Raw genomic sequence first — 19,449 nt, forward strand, 5'->3', positions numbered from 1 at the left:
TTTCCTTTGCGCGCATTATACCGTTTCAGCCCCTCGCCCGCCACCCGCCGCCCTTGGATATTTCGTCGCTGCAAGGCAGCAAAACGTGCCTCCGAAGCAACATTCCGTGCTAAAAATGCTGAAAATCCGGCTTTTCGGCTTGCCTTGGAGTATGCTGATTTGAAAGTAGCCGATCCATGAGAGCAAGCAATGCGCGACTATAGCAACCTGTCGGTTCTGATTGTCGACCCCAGCCAGAGCATGCGCGCCAGCGTGCACAATATGCTGACCCAGGTGAATATCAACAAGGTCGACCAAGCGGTCAGCGCCGCCACGGCGATTCGCGCCCTGACCAACCGTCCCTACGACGTCACCTTGTGCGAATACGACCTCGGCACCGGTGCCGACGGCGCCGGCCAGGACGGCCAGCAATTGCTGGAAGACTTGCGCCACCATAAAGTCATCAGCCCGTGGGCTATTTTTGTGATGCTGACGTCGGAAGGCGTGTACAGCAAAGTGGTCAGCGCGGCCGAGCTGCTGCCGACCGATTACATCCTCAAACCGTTCACGGTAGACATACTGTCGCAACGCATCGGCCGCGCGCTGGAGCGGCGCGCCGTGTTCCTGCCGGTGTACCAGCTGATCGGCCAAGGGCGTTCAGCGGACGCGATTGCCGCCTGCCTCGCCAACGAAGCGGCGCAACCACGCTACGCCGTCGATTACGCCCGCCTGCGCGCCGAGCTGCTGTGCAGTCTGGAACGTCACGCCGAGGCCGAGCAAGCCTACGCAGGCATCCTCAAACTCAAGCCGCTGGGCTGGGCGCTGCTGGGACAGGCGCGCGCCGTCTACGCCCTCGGAAGGCTGGACGACGCCGAAGCGCTGCTGCGCCAGCTGCTGGCGGAGAATCCCAAGTTCATCGCCGCCTACGACCTGCTGGCGCAGCTGCTGCGCGAACGCGACCGCGATCCCGAGGCCAAGCAAGTATTGGAAGATGCAGTGGCGCTATCGCCGCACATGGTGCGCCGCTTGCGCAATCTCGGCGACGTAGCGCTGGCCACTGGCGACATAGCCACCGCCGAGAAAGCCTATAAACAGGTGGTATCCAAGGCCAAGTATTCCGAGTTCCGCGATCCGGCCGACCACGTCAACCTGGTGCGGGCGCTGGTGCACAAGGGCGATGCAGCTGGCGCGGCCAGCGTGGTGCGCGACCTCGAACGCTCGATGCGCAGCAGTCCCGGCGTTGATGTATGCCGCTCGTATGCGGCCTCAATGGTCAAGCAGCTCAGCGGTGACGCCGACGGCGCTGCCGCTGAACTGGCCAAGGCCATGGACAAGCTGGCCGAAGCCACCGGCATGTCGAGCAATCTCAAACTGGGGCTGGCGCACAGCTGCCTCACCAACCGCATGGACGAGCAGGCAGCCGCCCTGTTCGACGAGCTGGTCGCCAGTCCCGACAGCGGAGTCGATCCCGAACAAATAGCCGCGCTGTGCAAGGAAGCGGGCTGTCCTGACCTCGGCAAGCGCTACACCATGACCCAGGACCAGGCGGTGGACCTGGCAGTGCGCGAGGCGGCCGTCCTGAGCCGTTCCGGCGATCCGCGCGGCGCGGTGGCGGTGTTGCAGGACGTGCTGCACCGCTACCCTACCCATACCGACCTGTGGTCCGTCAGCGTGACTACCATGTTGCACCAGATCGCCGAGCTCGGCTGGGACGCCGAACTGGCCACACAATGCACGGCACTGATGCGCCGTATGCGTGAACACAACGCCCAACACCCACTATTGCCGGGTTTGCTGGCACAATATGCATCGTTGCGGCAGAAGGCCGCCACCAACCCTACGCCCGCTGCGGCAGAAAGCAACTGATGGCCGATTACGCTGCCCTCTCCGTCCTGCTGGTCGACCCAAGCCAGAGCATGCGCGCCAACCTGCGCAATATGCTCGGCCAGGCCGGCATTACCAGTGTCGATGACGCCGTCAGCGCCGGCACGGCCATCCGCCAGATCAACAAGAAAAGCTACGACGTGGTGCTGTGCGAGTACGACCTTGGCAGCGGACAGGATGGCCAGCAGCTGCTGGAAGACCTGCGCCTCCACAAGCTGATCGTGCCGTGGACCATCTTCATCATGCTCACGTCGGAAGGCGTGTACAGCAAAGTCATCGGCGCAGCCGAGCTGACGCCAACCGATTACGTGCTCAAGCCCTTCACCGTGGACGCCCTGCTGCAGCGCATCCGCAAGGCGGTTGAGCGGCGCGACGTGTTCCAGCGCGCCTACCAGATGATCGAACTGGGCAACCTGCGCAAGGCCATCGCCGAGTGTGTGGCCGCCGAAGAAAAGAATCCGCGCTACGCGCCTGATTTCGCCCGCCTCCGCGCCGAACTGCTGGCGCAACTGGGTGACCTGGCCGATGCCGAACAAGCCTACACTGTGATCCTGATGACGCGGCCGGTGGCCTGGGCCCACCTCGGGCTGGCGCGCTGCCAGTTCGGCCAGCAGAAATTTCTCGAAGCACAAAGCACGCTGCAGGAACTGCTACAGCACAACGACAAATACATGGCGGCCTACGACCTGCTGGCGCGCACGCACGAAGCGCTGGGCCAGCAGGAAGCAGCCAAGAAGATCCTGGAAGATGCAGTGTCCATTTCGCCGCACATGGTGCACCGCCTGCGCCACCTCGGTGACGTGGCTTACGAAACGGGCGATGTCACGGCGGCTGAAAAAGCCTTCAAACAAGTCGTTGCCAAGGCCAAGTACTCCGAGTTCCGCGATCCGGAAGACCACGTCAAGCTGGTGAAAACGCTGGTGCGCAAAGGTGACGCCAACCAGGCCAGCGGCGTGATCCGCGACATGGAACGCTCGCTGCGCAGCAGCGCCAACGTGGATGCCTGCCGCGCCATCGCCTCCGGACTGCTGCAGGAAATGAGCGGTAACATCACCGCCGCCGCGACCGAGCTGACCAACGCGGTCAACGCTGTGGCGGGCAGCCGGGGACTATCGACCGGGCTGAAAATCGGTCTGGTGCACAGCTGCCTGAACATCAAGCTCGACCAGCAAGCCTCGGACCTGATGCTGAATTTGATGAACGATACCGAAAGCGGCGTATCGATGGACGATGCGGTGCAGGTGTTCGAAAAAGCCGGCCGCCACGATCTGGCGCAAGGCATGGGCGAGCAAATCAAGATTCAGGTGGACGAGCTCATCGCCCACGCCGACGAGCAGCGTTCGCACGGCGACCTGCGCGCGGCGGTCGATACGCTGAATGCCGGCCTGCGCAAGGCGCCGGGCAACCTGGCGCTGCTGCCTGCGGCCACGTCGGCCATGCTCAAACAACTGGACGACCTTGGCTGGGAAGCGCCGTTGGCCGAGCAGTGCCAGTTCCTGCTGGACCGCATGCGCCGGCTCGATCCCGACCATCCGTCGCTGGAAACGCTGCTGGCGCAGTACCAGCACACCCAGCGCAAGTACGGTATTTCGGTGGTGGCTTAAGTTTAGTCGGGGCTGTCGACCTGATAGCCCTTGGCTTTCAACGCAGCCAGATAGCTGTCCGCGCCGACGATATTCGACAGGCGCAGCATGGCGAAGCTACTGGCGTTGGTATTGATTGCCTGCTCGGCCGACGCCACCCACGCCTCCCGCACGCGTTCCTTGATATTCTGGAAGCCAGGACGATTCTTCACAAACTCGGCGCTGAGCATGGCGTCATCGCACTGGGTTTCCTGGTCGGGATAGCTGAGCCTCTGGATCGCCTCCAGGTCACCTTTGGCCCAGGCATTGGCGCGCACGCGCATGGCGTCGATATCGCTTTCCAGCCGCGCCAGCGTGCTGGTGAAGCAAGCGGTATCGGCGAGAGATGATTTCTTGAAGTCTTTCACCATGCCGGACGCGTCGCCCATATCAAGTTTTATGCCGGTCTCGGTGACCTTGATGTTGTGCTGCTTGATGATGGCGTCGATCTTGGTATCGACAGCTTGTCCTCGGGTCAGCCCGGCCTGCTTGAGGCCGGCGCTGAACAGAGTCTGTGCGGCGAAAATCGGGCGCTCACGCTCGATACTGTCATTTTCGCCTATATATTTGGCTTTCAACGGCAGCCAGCGGGCGTAGGCATCGGCCGGCACCACGTCCTTCAAGCTGGCGCCGTCAGGATTCTTTTTCACGCCGATCAGGCTGGGCAACATGGTCAAGCCGCGGAAAAATCCAACATTGGCGTGCGCGGCTGGTGGCGTCAGGTATTCCTGCGATTGGGCCAGCGCAGCCTCGACTTTTTGCGAGCGCCATTCCATTTTCTGCGGCAGTGGCGAGTAGGTGCCGAACACCCACAGCACGTGGTCGCCCTTGCTGACTTTCCACAGGCCGGGGCCGGGACGCTGGCCAACCAGCAGCACCTGCTCCGGCGCGGCCTCCGGTTCTTCCTGCGCCAGTGCGGCGCTCAATGGGATGGTCAGGCAGAGGGCAAGTAGGAGGCGCATGGCTTAAAAACCTGCCAGACCAGCGGTGAGGTAGTGGCTGATGACGTACCATGACACGAAGTACAGTCCGCAGAGCGCGAAAGCCGAAACGATTGCCGCGCGGGGCTGCAAGTGCTTCAGTATCTTACCCATCATGTATCTCCCTGCCGGTTAAAAACCCGACTTTACGTCGCAGCAGGGAGATGGACAAGCTGGGAATCGGTGGTATTGGATTCCGCTACCCTTGGTATCAGGAACCGAAACCGCCACCGCCAGGCGTCTCGATGATGAACACGTCGCCTGGCTGCATGTCGGTCTTGCCGATGTGGCCCAGCACCTCGACGCTGCCGTCGGCGCGCTGCACACTGTTGCGCCCCAAAGCGCCCGGTTCGCCGCCGGCCATGGCGAACGGCGCGTAGATGCGGTTGTTGGACAGGATGGCTGCCGTCATCGGCTCAAGGAAACGCACTTTGCGCACGCCGCCATTGCCGCCATGCCAGCGCCCCGCCCCGCCGCTGTCGGCGCGGATTTCGTAGCTATCCAATCGCACTGGAAAACGGAACTCCAGGATCTCCGGATCGGTTAGGCGCGAGTTGGTCATATTGGTTTGCACCACGCTCGTGCCGTCGAAGCCATCCCCGGCGCCGGAGCCGCCGCTGATGGTCTCGTAATATTGGTACTTGGCGTTCCCGAAGGTGAAGTTATTCATGGTGCCCTGCGCCGCCGCCATCACGCCCAGCGCGCCGTACAGCGCGTTGGTGATGCAGGTCGAAGTCTCCACATTGCCCGACACGACCGAGGCCGGATAGTGCGGATTCAGCATCGAGCCTCGCGGGATCAGCACCTTCAGCGGCTTGAGGCAGCCTGCATTCAAGGGAATCTCATCGTCCACCAGCGTGCGGAACACGTACAGCACCGCCGCCATGCACACCGCAGATGGTGCGTTGAAGTTGTTATCCAGCTGCGCCGAAGTGCCCGTAAAATCAATCTTCGCGCTGCGCGATCCTTGATCGACGCGGACCGCCACCTGGATCTGCGCGCCGTTATCGAGTGGCAGCGTGAACGCGCCATCTTTCAAGGCGCTGATCACGCGGCGTACCGCTTCCTCGGCGTTATCCTGCACGTGTCCCATGTAGGCTCGCACCACGTTGAGTCCGAAGTGCGCCACCATCTTGTGCAGCTCTTCCACGCCTTTCTGGTTGGCGGCAATTTGGGCGCGCATGTCGGCCAGGTTCTGGTCCGGATTACGCGCCGGGTACTGGGCGCCGGCCAGCAACGCACGCGTTTCGTCTTCCAGCATGCGGCCGCCATCAACCAGCTTGAAGTTGTTGATCAATACGCCCTCTTCCTCGATCACGCGCGAATCCGGCGGCATCGAGCCGGGCGTGGTACCGCCGATGTCCGCGTGGTGGCCGCGCGAGCCGACGTAGAACAGGATTTCGGTGCCCGCTTGATCGAACACCGGCGTAATCACCGTCACATCCGGCAAGTGCGTACCGCCGTTGTACGGATCGTTGAGCATGAAGACATCGCCCGCGCGCATGCTGCCTGCGTTCTCGCGCATCACGGTCTTGATGCTCTCTCCCATCGAGCCGAGATGTACCGGCATGTGCGGCGCATTGGCGATCAGGTTGCCGTCGGCGTCAAAGATGGCGCAGCTGAAGTCGAGCCGCTCCTTGATGTTCACCGAGTGCGCGGTGTTCTGCAGCCGCAGCCCCATTTGCTCGGCAATCGACATGAACAGGTTGTTGAAGATTTCCAGCATCACCGGATCGGCCGTGGTGCCGATGGCGCGGCGTTCCGGCAGCGCGGCCACGCGCTTCAGCACCAGGTGATCGTGTATCGTCACCTCGGCCTGCCAGCCGGTTTCCACGATGGTGGTGGCATTCGCCTCGGCGATAATGGCCGGGCCCTTCACCACATCGCCGATGCGCGTGGCGGAACGCTGGTACAAACTGGTTTGCCGCCATTTGCCGCCGGTGTACATCGGCACCACCGCATCTGGCATCAGGCCGGAGACGCGGCGCGGCGCCGGCTCCACCGCTTCGGCCGGCGCATCGGACTTGCCCACGGCTTCCACCGACACCGCCTCCACGATCAGCGCACGCGCCGGCATCAGGAAGGAATAGCGCTTGCGGTAAGCAGCTTCAAACTGCTGCTGCATGCTCTCCACCATATCGAACAGCACAATCAGCGCAGTGTCCGTACCCTCGTAACGCAGGTGCACGCGGTTGATCAGCGAGATGCGTTCGTCGACTACCTGCTGGTGATGCAGGTCGGCACGCGCCTGGCGGCCCAGCGCATGCAGCCGCGCCGCCAGATCGGCGTAGGCCTGCTCGTTCAAACGCAGCTCCACTGCCGCTTCGCGCATCGCCGTCTGGTCGGCGAGGCCCATGCCGTAGGCCGACATCACGCCGGCCAGCGAATGGACGAACACTGTCTTCATGCCCAGCGCATCGGCCACCAGACAGGCGTGCTGCCCGCCCGCGCCACCAAAGCTGGTCAGCGCATACTCGGTGACATCGTGCCCACGCTGCACCGAGATCTGCTTGATAGCGTTGGCCATATTGCCGACCGCGATATCGAGGAAGCCTTCCGCCACCTGCTCCGGCGTGGTCGGCTGGCCGGTGGCGGCGGCGATTTGCGTCGCCATATCGGCAAAGCGCTGGCGCACGGTGGCCGCGTCCAGCGACTGCTTGCCGTCGCTGCCGAACAATTGCGGGAAATGCGCCGGCTGGATTTTGCCGAGCATGACGTTGCAGTCGGTGACCGCCAGCGGCCCGCCGCGACGATAGCTGGCCGGACCGGGATTCGCACCGGCGCTGTCCGGGCCGACGCGATAGCGGCTGCCGTCGAAATGCAGGATCGAGCCGCCGCCCGCCGCCACCGTGTGGATGCTCATCATTGGCGCGCGCATGCGCACGCCGGCAACCTGTGTTTCAAACACGCGTTCAAACTCACCGGAGAAGTGCGACACGTCGGTCGAAGTACCGCCCATGTCGAAGCCGATCACCTTGTCGAAACCGGCCAGCTTGGACGCTCGCACCATGCCGACGATGCCGCCCGCCGGGCCGCTCAAAATCGAATCCTTGCCCTGGAACGCGCGCGCATCGGTCAGGCCGCCGTTGGACTGCATGAATTGCAGGTTCACGCCCGGCAGCTCTTGCGCAACTTGATCAACATAGCGGCGCAGGATCGGTGACAGGTAGGCATCCACCACGGTGGTATCGCCGCGCGCCACCAGCTTCATCATCGGGCTGATTTCGTGCGACACCGAGACTTGCGTGAAGCCCATCTCGCGCGCCAGGTCGGCCACCTTGGTTTCGTGCGCGTGGTAGCGGTAGCCGTGCATGAAGACCACTGCCAGCGAGCGCAGACCGCGATCGTAAGCTTCGGCCAGCCCAGCGCGTGCAGCCGTCAGGTCGAGCGGCGTGACGGTGTCGCCATGCGCGCCCACGCGCTCATCAATTTCGATCAAATGGCTGTACAGCAGCTCCGGCAGCAGAATGCGGCGATCAAACAGGCGCGGACGATTCTGGTAAGCGATGCGCAGCGCATCGCGGAAGCCGCGCGTGATGGCCAGCGCGGTCGGCTCGCCCTTGCGCTCCAGCAGCGCGTTGGTGGCGACCGTGGTGCCCATCTTGACAGCGCTGATCTGTGCCACCGGAATCGGCTTGCCCTTGGCCACACCCATCAGTTGGCGGATGCCGGCAATGGCCGCATCGGCGTAGTGTTCCGGATTCTCGGACAGCAGCTTGAGCGTGCGTAGCCGGCCGTCGGGCGTGCGCGCGACGATGTCGGTAAACGTGCCGCCGCGGTCGATCCAGAATTGCCAATCCATGCATAGCCTCGCTAAGGTGAGAATCATCTATTGTAGTGCGGCCAGCCCGTCGCACGCCAGCCGCCCCGGTAGAAATTTCGATGCTAAAATGGCAGCATGAATCCGCTCTACTCCGTCGCCGAAATCCGCGCCATCGAGCGCGCTGCCGCCGCCGCATTGCCGCCGGGCGCGCTGATGCAGCGTGCCGGCCAGGCTAGCGCCAACGCGGCGCTCGACCTGTTGCCGTTGTCGACCGCCCACGCCCGCGTGCTGGTGCTGGCTGGCCCCGGCGACAATGGCGGCGATGCACTGGAAGCGGCTGCGCATCTTTCCTATACCGGCGCGCAAGTCACACTGATCCACTTTACGCCCAGCGGCGCCTCCTCGCCGGAACGCAACGCGGCACTGCAGCGCGCCAAGGTCAGCGACGCCCGCTTCCGCGAATGGGACGATACCGACATCACGGGCACCGAATGGAGCCTGGTGGTGGACGGCCTGTTTGGCATCGGCCTGAAACGGCCGCTGGACGGCGCTTTCCGCGCACTGGCCGAGGTCATCAACCAATTACGCTGCACGGTGCTGGCGCTCGACGTGCCCAGCGGGCTGGATGCCGACACTGGCGCGGTGATCGGGCCAAACGGCATCGCTATCCACGCCACCCACACGATCACCTTCATCGGCAACAAGCCCGGCCTGCATACCTGCGATGGCCGCGATTACGCCGGCCTGGTCGATGTGGCGCGACTGGAAATCGACGCCAGCCATTACGCGCCGACGCGGCTGCACCTGAACGACGTCAAATTCTTTGCCCGCCATTTGCGCGCCCGCCGGCACAACTCGCACAAGGGAAGCTACGGCAACGTGGCCGTCATTGGTGGCGCGCGCGGCATGGGTGGTGCGCCCATCCTGGCGGCGCGGGCTGCACTCAACAGCGGCGCCGGACGCGTCTACGCCTTGTTTGCGGAAGAAGCGCTGGCCTTCGATCCGGGCCAGCCGGAATTGATGTGCCGGCTGGCTGGCGATTTTGACCTCAGCCTGGCAACGCTGGTGATTGGTCCGGGCCTCGGCGGCAGCCGCGCGGCGCACGATTTGCTGGCAGGCGCCGTCAACTGCGGCAGCGCCTTGCTGGCCGATGCGGATGCCTTGAACTTGCTGGCTGCCGATCCGGCACTGCAAACTGCCATGGCGCACCGGCCTGCTGCCGTAGTGCTGACGCCGCATCCACTGGAAGCGGCCCGACTACTCGGCAGCAGCATCGCCGCCGTGCAGGCGGACCGGCTGGCGGCAGCGCGCGCGCTGGCGGCGCGGCTGCATGCGGTAGTGGTATTGAAAGGATCCGGAACGGTAATTGCCGCGCCAGGCGGCGATGCAGTGATCAACACCACTGGCAATCCGGCGCTGGCTACGGCTGGGACCGGCGACGTGCTGGCAGGATTATGCGGCGCGCTGCTGGCACAAGGCTGGCCGCAGTGGGAAGCCGCGCTGGCGGCGGCCTGGCTGCACGGCATGGCGGCCGATGTACTGGTCACCGAGGGCGCAGGCCCGATCGGCCTGACGGCGGCGGAACTCATCCCAGCCGTCCGCGTCGCGCTGAACCGCATGGTCCAGCATCACGGCCGCTAGCGCTTCAAGTCCGATTCAATCGCCTTCAGAAAGTTCGCGGTCGACCATTCGAGATCATTAACCGTGATGTGCGGCGTATAAAACTGCCCCGCCGCGCGTGGCCTGCCAACATAAACCTTGGTCGGAATGACCACGCGGGCCAAGCCGGAGTTCAACGGCTGGTAACGGACTTCCATGTAGGTGGAGTCGGCCGAACTAGGCGCGCCTATCAGTTTCGTGTTGGGGAACATGGTGAAGTAGTCCAGCGCATCCAGGCAAGCACTCACGCACTGGCCCGGCACGATCACGTAAACTGGACGGTTGAAGGCCAGTGGCGCCGCAGCGGTATGAGATGCCGCGTCTGGCGCCCGCGTGCCGCTGACTAAGAACTTATCATTCCTCTCCATCGCCTGCTGCATTGCATCGGCCAGCGCATTGATACTGGCCGCCAGCTGCGCGTTGCCCTGCTCCTTCAGCATGCCAACCAGCCAGCGCACATGCGCCACATTGCCGGCCGACGCACGCCACCACACCTGCTGCCCGCTGGTGCGCGCCGCATCACGCCGCGCGACCTCCTCGTCGCCCCACAGCGCGGAAGCGAAGTCCAGACTCCACTGGGAGGAGCCGCCATGATTTCCACGCAAATCGATCACGACCGCATCCGCCTGCTGATAGCGCTGCGGCTGCGCGCGTAATTTGGACGACATCGCGCGGTAAGCCGTCCGCTGCGCCTCGTCTGGCTGGAACTCGGGCATCGCCGCCCAGTACAAACCCGGACGCGTTTCGCTCAGGCCCACCGGCAGCACGTCGCCGGTGTAACTCTGCTGCCGCCAGCGTAGCATCTCATCGGTATAAACACTCCATGCCAGCGTCATGGAGAATGGCTTGCCCTCCAGCGTGAACGAACAAACCTGCGGCAGCTGGATAAAGGGATTGCCCTTGTCGACAAAAGCATCCGCTGCCTCGCTCCACCAGTTGCCCGGCTCCTCACTCCGCCCTTGAAACGCAAACACATTGGATTCCACCAGCCACGCAATCGGCAGCCCATCGCAGGATTCAATGCGGCTGCCTGCCGCAGGACCGCCCGGCACGGTGGCGTAGACATACATGCTATCGCCGCGCCATGCGGCAACAAAGCCCGGCCAGCGCCACGGCGCCGGCGATGGCGCAAGAAATCCGACGCCAGCATGGCCGTCATGAAGCACCGTATTGAACCGCGAGAGCGCGGCGTGATAGCCCGCACCATCGCGCACCTGTGCGGCCAATTGCAAACCCGCCTTGCGCGCATCGCCCAACCGCGAAACAAAATCCGGATTGGCCGGATCATAGGTGCCGGGATGGTTCTCCAGCGTGAGCTGATAAGCCGCTTCGATATCGGCAGCAGCCACATCCTGCCACTGGGCAGCGGTTTGCGGCGTTTCCGCAGCCACGGCGGCACCCGCCGCCAGCAGGCAAGCCGTAGCGAGTCTGGGCATCAAACCAAGCGGCCTGCTGCGATGGTGATGGTGCGGCGGCAGCGGGCTGCCATGGCCTGGTCGTGCGTGACCAGCACCAGCGTCGAGCCGTGCTGGCGATTCAGCTCAAACATCAACTGGATCACCGCTTCGCCGGTGGCCGCATCGAGGCTGCCAGTCGGCTCGTCGGCGAACAGCAGTGGCGGCTCGGTGACGAAGGCGCGTGCGAGGGCCACGCGCTGCTGCTCGCCACCGGACAGGTATTTCGGATAATGCTTCAGGCGGGAGGCCAGTCCGACCCGCGACAGCATGGCTTCGGCCCGCTCACGCGCGTGGTTCACGCCGGCCAATTCCAGCGGCAGCATGACGTTTTCCAATGCCGTCAAATGCGCCAGCAGTTGGAAGGACTGGAACACAAAGCCCAGCTTTTCCATGCGCAGCGCTGCGCGGCCATCTTCATCCAGTGCATAAATGTCTACACCGTCCAGCACTACTTTGCCGGCGCTTGGCGTGTCCAGGCCGGCTAACAAGCCGAGCAAGGTCGACTTGCCGGAGCCGGAGGCGCCAACAATCGCCAGCGTCTCCGCCTTTTGCACGGTAAAATCCACCTCGTGCAAAATGGTGAGTTCGCCGCTGGCGTCCGCCACACGCTTGGCCAGGCCGCTGACGGCAATGGCTGGATGCACCACAGACGCCGTCACAGGCGCTGCTGCAGAAGCCGGACCGTCCGGCATGAATTGAGTCGACGCATTAGAAAAATCGGGCATGCTGAATATGTTAAATCGTTTATCTGGAAAGTTCCTGGGCGCCCTGCTCTTGTTATCGGCAGCGGCGAGCGCCTATTCTGCACCAAAAACCGTGCTTGTGCTCGGAGATAGTTTATCGGCCGAATACGGCCTCGCGCGCGGCACCGGCTGGGTAGCGCTGGCAGAGCAAAAGTTCAAGCAAAACAAGATCGATGCGGTGGTGGTCAACGCCAGCGTCAGCGGCGAGACCACCAGCGGCGGCCGCTCGCGCCTGCCCGCCCTGCTGAGCAAGTACAAGCCCGACCTGGTGGTGATCGAACTGGGCGCCAACGACGGCCTGCGCGGCCTGCCGGTGGCCGCCGCCCAAACCAACCTGCGCGCCATGAGCGACGCGGCCGCCAAGGCCGATGCCAAGGTCATGCTGATCGGCATGCGCATGCCGCCCAACTATGGCCGCGACTATGCCGATAAATTCTTCGCCATGTACGGCACGCTGAGCAAGGACATCAAGGCGCCGCTGGTGCCGTTCATGCTGGACGGCGTGGCCGACAAGCCGGCGCTGTTCCAGCCGGATCGCCTGCATCCGCTGGCTGAAGCGCATCCGATTATTCTTGCCAATATCTGGCCCACGCTGCAAAAAACCATTAAGGCCAAATGAAGTATCCAGAAGTACTGAGCATCGAACAGGTGCTGTCGCAACTCGGCACCTTCGACGCCATCATCGACGCCCGCAGTCCGTGCGAGTTCGCGCTCGACCACCTGCCCGGCGCCATCAACGCGCCGGTGCTGGACGATGAGCAGCGCATCCGCGTCGGCACCATGTACAAGCAAATCGGCTCGTTTGAAGCCAAGAAGCTGGGCGCGGCGCTGGTCGCCAAGAACATCGCCCAACACATCGAAGAGCTGTGGATCGATAAACCGCGCGAATGGCGGCCGCTGATTTACTGCTGGCGCGGCGGCAATCGCAGCGGCTCGATGGCGCATATTCTCGCCAAGATCGGCTGGCCGGTAGTGCAGCTGGAAGGCGGCTACAAAGCCTTCCGCCAGCAAGTGAATGCAGCACTGGAGCACGCGCCGGCGCTGAATTTCAAGGTGGTGTGCGGCACTACGGGCAGCGGCAAGAGCCGCTTGCTGGAGGTGCTGGCCTCACAAGGCGCGCAGGTGTTGGACCTGGAACAGCTGGCCGCGCATCGCGGTTCGGTGCTGGGCCATCTGCCGTCGCAGCCGCAGCCTAGCCAGAAGGCATTTGAAACGATGGTCTGGAATGTGCTGCGCCGCTTCGACCCTGCCCGTCCGGTGTTTGTGGAAGCGGAGAGCAAAAAGGTCGGCAACCTGCGCGTGCCGGCCGCGCTGATGGAGGCGATTCGCGCCGCTGATTGCATCGCCCTCACGCTATCGCGCGCGAATCGGGTGCGCTTGCTGATGGAGGACTACCAGCACTTCCTCGATAGCCCACAAACGCTGAATGCGCAACTTGAGCACCTCACGCAGTTGCACGGCAAAGAAAAGATCGCTCACTGGCAGGCGATGTCGCAATCCGGCCAGATGGCGGCGCTGGTCGACGAGCTGCTGGCCCAGCATTACGACCCATCCTACCTGCGCTCCATCGATCGCAACTTCATCAAGTACGCGCAAGCCGTGCCGCTGGAACTGGCCGACATTGACGACGCTTCGTTCGCCGCCGCCGCGCGGCAACTGACCAGCCAATAAAAAAGGGCCGCTTGATGCGGCCCTTTTAGTTTTTACTTCACTTCGGTGACGACAGTCGCCGCTGCAATCGGCTTCAGGATTTTCACCTTGGCTTTTTGCTTCAGCAGTTCGACGTACTGTGCCATCTCTTGCTGGGCAATCAGGTTGCCGATCTGGTCGGATTCCTGTTTGCGCTGCGCTTCATCTTGCTGGGCAGGCTGCTGTACTTTGTTGACGCGGTACAGGCCATAGCCCATGCCTGGCACTTCCACACCAACATACGCTGGCAGCTTGGTGGTGTCGGCTTTCATGACAGCTTGCATGGCCAGGCCGTTGATGCCTTCAGCCTTGGCGCGCGAGACCACTTTGGCAGCGCCAAAACCATTGGCTTCGCCCGATTTCTTGAACGCAGCCAGTTTCTCTTCACCCGCCTTGGCAGCAAGCTTGGCCGCTTCTTCGATGGTCACACGTTGACGGATCGCTGCATCGACTTCAGCCAGCGGACGCTTGGTCGCAGGCTTGAATTCAACGATGCGGCCGGCCACCAGGGTGCTTGGTGCAGTTTCAACGGCTTCGGTGTTGCGCTTGTTGCTGATCGAATCGTTCGAGAATAGCGCGGCCAGGAACTTGGCGTTGTTGTATGGTGCAGGACCGGCGGCAGGCGACGGATTGCGCGATACGCTTGCGGCGGTTTCGATCTTCAGGCCCAGCTTGTCAGCCACTGGCTTCAGGCTGTCCGCTTGCTCGTAGACAATGTTGGTGAACGCTTCGGCCATTTCCGAATATTTCTTGGTGGCCTTCTGCTTTTTCAGCAGGTCGGCCACCTCGCCTTTGACGGTGTCAAATGGCTTGGCAACGGCTGGCTTCAGCTCGGTCACGGTAATGATGTGGAAGCCGAATTTGGACTGCACCAGATCGCTGATCTCGCCCTGTTTCAGTTTGCCGATGGCGCTTTCCACTGGCGCGACAAACAGGCCTTTCTCAACCACGCCCAGGTCGCCGCCCTGCTCGGCCGAACCGGTGTCTTCCGATTTGGCTTTGGCGATCTTGGCGAAGTCAGCCGGGGCCTTGCGTACCTCAGCCAGCACAGCTTCCGCTTTGGCTTTGGCAGCAGCGGTCTCGGCAGCGTTGGCGCCTTCTTTCAGATTGATCAGGATGTGGCTGGCACGGCGGGTTTCCGGCGTGGTGAACTGCGCAGTGTTCTTGGTGTAGTAGTCCGACACTTCGGTGTCGCTCACGCTCACCTGGCTCATGACGGCGTCGTTGCTGAACACCACGTATTCGATCTTGGCCTGTTCAGGCACTTCGAATTGCTTGCTGTTCTTTTCGTAGAAAGCCTTGACCATGTCGTCGGTGACTTTCACCTGCGGCACGAAGTCGGCCACCGGCAGCAGCAGTTCCTGCACTTCGCGCTCTTGCGCGGCGATGTCGGACAGCGATTTGGCGACGCTACGCGGCGCAAAGCCGGTGCCTTCGATGGCCACAGCCAGCTGCTGCAACGCCAGTTCACGGCGCATGCGGGCGTCGTTGTCGACCGGGCGCAGTCCTTGCGCGGCCAGCACCTGCTTGTAGGTGTCCATATTGAAGTTGGCCGGGCCACCGAACATGTCGACGATGGCTTTTTGCAGCTGTGCATCGGTCACATTCAGGTTGGCGTGGATCACTTCAGCGGCGATGGCGCGCTGCGCGATCAGCTGGTCCAGCACGTTTTGCTTGAACTCAGGCGTGTCGAACATTTTCTGATCGAACTGCGCGCCCAAGCGCTGGCGGTAGCTGTCCAGCTGGTTGCGCACGGCGGTATCGAATTCTTGCTGGGTCAGTGGCTTGCCATCGATTTTGGCGATGGTGCCGGCGTCATCGCCAAAGCTCTTGTAACTGCCGATACCGACAAATGCAAACGATGGCACGATGATAATGGCCAGAAAAATCTGCATCAAGCGTTGATGGGTACGAATAAATTCAAACATGGTCTGCCAATTCGGATTGATGGGGCTTGCACATACAAAAAAGGCGAACTCGCGTTCGCCAATTCCGGTTGCCGGATTTTACAATGCACACCCCTCTATAGCAAGGGCGAATTATTGGCAAAACAGCCACGGCGAACCACAAAAATGTTGCTGCGGGCGATATTTAATTAAATATCGGCGCGGAAACGAAAAAACCCGCAGCCTTATTCAAGCTGCGGGTTTCTATATTCTGGCGGAGCGGACGGGGCTCGAACCCGCGACCCCCGGCGTGACAGGCCGGTATTCTAACCAACTGAACTACCGCTCCTAAACGGCATTACGTCGACTTACTAAACTTGATATTTGTTGGCGGAGCGGACGGGGCTCGAACCCGCGACCCCCGGCGTGACAGGCCGGTATTCTAACCAACTGAACTACCGCTCCAGCTGAATATCAAGGTGCTACATATTACATTAAAACTTAATTTCTGGCAAATGTTTCTTGGTGGGCGGTGAGAGGCTCGAACTCCCGACCTAAGCCTTGTAAGGGCTCCGCTCTACCAACTGAGCTAACCGCCCATTTGCCTTTATGAGCAGCCTAGTTATGTACTTCTTAACCGTTGCTGCTCACTGAAGTCCGTTAGTTTACAGCATCTTTCAAAGCTTTACCAGCTTTAAATTTAGGAACTTTAGCTGCTTCAATGGTGATCTCTTCTTTGGTGCGCGGGTTGCGGCCGGTGCGGGCAGCGCGTTCGCTCACAGAGAAGGTACCAAAGCCAACCAGGGTCACGCTGTCGTTTTTTTGCAGGGTGGTGGTTACGCCGTCGATCACTGCGTCCAGCGCGCGAGCAGCAGCCGCTTTCGAAATATCAGCGGTGGTGGCGATATGGTCGATCAATTCAGTCTTATTCAAAGCAATTCCCCGTCACAAAGGTTATATCGTTGTTTCCATTTAAAACATGGAAACAGAAAAATTTCAGGCCGTATTAAACAAGCCAGCCCACCTTGGTGTCAAGGCTGCACAATAGAAAAATAAGTAAAAATAAAAAAACGGGCACTATAAAAGTGCCCGTTTTCTTAGTAATGCAGCTAAACAGTTAGTGTTTTACCACTTCACCCTGGCCATCAGCTTTGGTCGCTGCTGCCGCCACGGCTTCTACCGGTGCGGTTTCGGTCAGCGGTTCCGGCTGGCGTTCCAGTGCGATTTCCAGCACTTTGTCGATCCAACGCACTGGCACGATTTCCAGTTTGTTTTTGACGTTGTCCGGAATGTCGGCCAGATCCTTGACGTTCTGCTCAGGGATCAGCACGGTTTTGATGCCACCGCGCTGGGCCGCCAGCAGTTTTTCCTTCAAGCCGCCGATCGGCAGAACTTCGCCGCGCAGCGTGATCTCGCCGGTCATCGCCACATCGGCGCGTACCGGGATGCCAGTAAACACCGACACCATCGCCACGGTCATCGCAGCGCCGGCGGAAGGACCGTCTTTCGGCGTAGCACCTTCCGGCACGTGGATGTGGATGTCGCTCTTTTCAAACACTTCGTTCTTGATGCCGAGACGGCTGGCGCGGCTGCGCACCACGGTGCGGGCTGCTTCGATCGACTCTTTCATCACGTCGCCCAAGGTACCGGTGCGAATCACACCACCCTTGCCCGGCATTTGCACAGCCTCAATGGTCAGCAGATCGCCACCCACTTCGGTCCATGCCAGGCCGACCACCTGGCCGATCTGGTTTTCTTTCTCTGCCACGCCGAAGTCATAGCGGCGCACGCCCAGGAACTTGTCCAGGTTTTTCGGCGTGACGATCACTTTCTTGTCCGACTTCTTCAGCAGCAGCATCTTCACGACCTTGCGGCAGATCTTCGACACTTCGCGTTCCAGCGAACGCACGCCGGCTTCACGGGTGTAGTAGCGCACGATATCGCGCACCGTCGCTTCGCTGATCGAGATCTCTTCCTCTTTCAAGCCATTGTTCTTGACCTGTTTCGGCAGGAGATAGCGCTGGGCGATACTGGTTTTCTCGTCTTCGGTATAACCCGACAGGCGAATCACTTCCATACGGTCCAGCAGTGCCGGCGGGATGTTGTACGAGTTCGAGGTCGCCACGAACATCACATCCGACAGGTCGAAGTCGACCTCGATGTAGTGGTCCGAGAAGGTGTGGTTCTGTTCAGGATCCAGCACCTCCAGCAGCGCCGACGAAGGATCGCCACGGAAGTCCGCGCCCATCTTGTCGATCTCATCCAGCAGGAACAGCGGGTTGCGCACGCCGACTTTCGCCAGCGATTGCAGCACCTTGCCCGGCATCGAGCCGATGTATGTACGGCGATGACCGCGAATCTCGGCCTCGTCACGCACACCGCCCAGCGCCATGCGCACGAACTTGCGGTTCGTCGCGCGGGCGATCGACTGCCCCAGCGAGGTTTTACCCACGCCCGGAGGACCAACGAAGCACAGGATCGGTGCCTTCAGCTTGTCGACGCGCTGTTGCACTGCAAGATATTCCAGGATGCGTTCTTTAACCTTCTCAAGACCGAAGTGATCGCCTTCCAGCACTTTCTCAGCGTTGGACAGGTCGTTATTGACCTTGGATTTTTTCTTCCACGGCAGGCTGACCAGGGTGTCGATGTAATTGCGCACCACGGTAGCTTCGGCCGACATCGGCGACATCAGCTTGAGTTTTTTCAGCTCGGCGGTAGCCTTGTCCAGTGCCTCTTTCGGCATCTTGGCCAGGGCAACCTTCTTCTCCAGCTCGTCCAGATCGGCGCCGTCTTCGCCCTCGCCCAGTTCTTTCTGGATGGCTTTGACTTGCTCGTTCAGGTAGTACTCGCGCTGCGACTTCTCCATCTGGCGCTTAACGCGGCCACGGATGCGCTTCTCGACTTGCAGGATATCGAGTTCGCCTTCGAGCTGACCCAGCAGGTGCTCCAGGCGCTTGGCGACGCTGAAGATCTCAAGGATCACTTGCTTCTGTTCGAGCTTGAGCGGCAGGTGTGCGGCGACGGTGTCAGCCAGGCGGCCGGCATCGTCGATACCCGACAGCGAAGCCAGGATCTCAGGAGGGATTTTCTTGTTCAACTTAACGTACTGGTCGAACTGCTGAACGATGGCGCGGCGCATAGCCTCGATTTCCGAATCGTCGCCCAGCTCGGAATCGAGCGGCGTCAAGTCGGCCACGAAGTGCGTCGGCGCATCGGTAATTTTGTTAATGCGCGCGCGCTGGGCACCTTCGACCAGCACCTTCACGGTACCGTCCGGCAGTTTCAGCATTTGCAGAATATTGGCCACGCAACCAATTTCATAGATATCGGAAGCAGAAGGTTCGTCCTTGGCAGCGGCTTTTTGGGCGGCAAGCATGATGCTCTTGCCTTGCTCCATAGCGGCTTCCAGCGCCTTGATCGATTTTGGGCGCCCTACGAACAGCGGTATCACCATATGCGGAAAAACGACGACGTCCCGCAGCGGCAATAACGGCAGTTGAGTTTGCTCAGTTAATTTGGAAGTTGTCATGGCGTACCTTATGTGAAAGCGTGATTATGATGTGGGCGCTGTTTTGCCAAATCACAAGACCGACCTACAAGAAATAATTCCCTTATAAAAAGAATGTTTTTCAAAGAAGCAGTCCTACTCTAAAAGTAAGGCTAAATAAAAAAGCCACGCGCGACACAGGTGTCACGAGTGGCTTTCCGAATGAAGCCTGTATTCTTTTATTGATTTTTATTGTACCGCCTTGCCCCATGGATGCGAAATGAATTTTTGCAGTGGCGC

General features: G+C 61.2%; 13 protein-coding genes and 3 tRNA genes. 5 read left to right on the forward strand and 11 right to left on the reverse strand.

Translation table 11 applies throughout. The features are described from left to right. Nucleotides 1-189 precede the first annotated feature (189 nt). Together GTP46_RS06490 and GTP46_RS06495 are read left to right on the forward strand one after the other, a co-directional pair. Nucleotides 190-1,845: a response regulator gene (locus tag GTP46_RS06490; protein WP_161005790.1), complete on the forward strand. Its 1,656-nt coding sequence runs from the start codon at nucleotides 190-192 to the stop codon at nucleotides 1,843-1,845. Beyond that, the gene (locus tag GTP46_RS06495; protein ID WP_161005791.1) at nucleotides 1,845-3,467 is read left to right on the forward strand and encodes a response regulator; all 1,623 of its coding nucleotides are present in this window, start codon (nucleotides 1,845-1,847) and stop codon (nucleotides 3,465-3,467) included. Before GTP46_RS06490 ends, GTP46_RS06495 begins: the two co-directional genes overlap by 1 nt. Before the next feature lie 2 nt (nucleotides 3,468-3,469). Here GTP46_RS06495 and GTP46_RS06500 read toward each other — a convergent pair whose 3' ends face one another. From GTP46_RS06500 to GTP46_RS06505, 3 genes are all read right to left on the reverse strand, one after another. Next, entirely contained in the window at nucleotides 3,470-4,447 is a 978-nt protein-coding gene (locus tag GTP46_RS06500) for a TraB/GumN family protein (protein WP_161005792.1), read from the reverse strand. Between the two features lie 3 nt (nucleotides 4,448-4,450). Continuing rightward, complete coding sequence (locus GTP46_RS30075; protein WP_267877404.1) at nucleotides 4,451-4,582, reverse strand: hypothetical protein; 132 nt, start codon at nucleotides 4,580-4,582, stop codon at nucleotides 4,451-4,453. Between the two features lie 94 nt (nucleotides 4,583-4,676). Continuing rightward, nucleotides 4,677-8,267, reverse strand: a complete 3,591-nt coding sequence (locus GTP46_RS06505; RefSeq protein WP_161005793.1) for a hydantoinase B/oxoprolinase family protein — start codon at nucleotides 8,265-8,267, stop codon at nucleotides 4,677-4,679. Between the two features lie 96 nt (nucleotides 8,268-8,363). On the opposite strand from GTP46_RS06505, the gene GTP46_RS06510 reads away from it, so the two are divergent. Beyond that, nucleotides 8,364-9,869, forward strand: a complete 1,506-nt coding sequence (locus GTP46_RS06510) for an NAD(P)H-hydrate dehydratase (protein ID WP_161005794.1) — start codon at nucleotides 8,364-8,366, stop codon at nucleotides 9,867-9,869. Here GTP46_RS06510 and GTP46_RS06515 read toward each other — a convergent pair. Together GTP46_RS06515 and GTP46_RS06520 are read right to left on the reverse strand one after the other, a co-directional pair. Further along, complete coding sequence (locus tag GTP46_RS06515) at nucleotides 9,866-11,323, reverse strand: S41 family peptidase (protein ID WP_161005795.1); 1,458 nt, start codon at nucleotides 11,321-11,323, stop codon at nucleotides 9,866-9,868. The two genes, GTP46_RS06510 and GTP46_RS06515, sit on opposite strands and share 4 nt — an antisense overlap. Beyond that, nucleotides 11,323-12,036: an ABC transporter ATP-binding protein gene (locus GTP46_RS06520; RefSeq protein WP_161005872.1), complete on the reverse strand. Its 714-nt coding sequence runs from the start codon at nucleotides 12,034-12,036 to the stop codon at nucleotides 11,323-11,325. Before GTP46_RS06520 ends, GTP46_RS06515 begins: the two co-directional genes overlap by 1 nt. Before the next feature lie 31 nt (nucleotides 12,037-12,067). On the opposite strand from GTP46_RS06520, the gene GTP46_RS06525 reads away from it, so the two are divergent. Beyond that, a complete protein-coding gene (locus GTP46_RS06525) occupies nucleotides 12,068-12,706 on the forward strand; it encodes an arylesterase (protein ID WP_161005796.1) in 639 nt (212 codons plus the stop codon). Further along, on the forward strand, nucleotides 12,703-13,758 hold the full coding sequence (mnmH, locus tag GTP46_RS06530; RefSeq protein WP_161005797.1) for a tRNA 2-selenouridine(34) synthase MnmH: 1,056 nt from the start codon (nucleotides 12,703-12,705) through the stop codon (nucleotides 13,756-13,758). The genes GTP46_RS06525 and mnmH overlap by 4 nt, the downstream gene beginning before the upstream one ends. 32 nt (nucleotides 13,759-13,790) lie before the next feature. On the opposite strand, the gene GTP46_RS06535 is transcribed toward mnmH, so the two are convergent. From GTP46_RS06535 to lon, 6 genes are all read right to left on the reverse strand, one after another. Continuing rightward, complete coding sequence (locus tag GTP46_RS06535) at nucleotides 13,791-15,704, reverse strand: SurA N-terminal domain-containing protein (RefSeq protein WP_161005798.1); 1,914 nt, start codon at nucleotides 15,702-15,704, stop codon at nucleotides 13,791-13,793. A gap of 230 nt (nucleotides 15,705-15,934) precedes the next feature. After that, nucleotides 15,935-16,011 (reverse strand) — tRNA-Asp (locus GTP46_RS06540). Nucleotides 16,012-16,050: 39 nt separating this feature from the next. Further along, nucleotides 16,051-16,127: transfer RNA gene (locus tag GTP46_RS06545), tRNA-Asp, on the reverse strand. Nucleotides 16,128-16,185: 58 nt separating this feature from the next. Further along, nucleotides 16,186-16,261: transfer RNA gene (locus GTP46_RS06550), tRNA-Val, on the reverse strand. Nucleotides 16,262-16,322: 61 nt separating this feature from the next. Further along, nucleotides 16,323-16,595, reverse strand: a complete 273-nt coding sequence (hbs, locus tag GTP46_RS06555) for a non-specific DNA-binding protein Hbs (protein WP_070266615.1) — start codon at nucleotides 16,593-16,595, stop codon at nucleotides 16,323-16,325. Nucleotides 16,596-16,779: 184 nt separating this feature from the next. Further along, nucleotides 16,780-19,191, reverse strand: coding sequence for an endopeptidase La (gene lon / locus GTP46_RS06560; protein ID WP_161005799.1), 2,412 nt, complete (start codon nucleotides 19,189-19,191; stop codon nucleotides 16,780-16,782). Between the last annotated feature and the right edge of the window lie 258 nt (nucleotides 19,192-19,449).

It is taken from the genome of Duganella flavida (assembly GCF_009857445.1).
In the GTDB taxonomy this organism is placed as follows: Bacteria; Pseudomonadota; Gammaproteobacteria; order Burkholderiales; family Burkholderiaceae_D; genus Rugamonas; species Rugamonas flavida.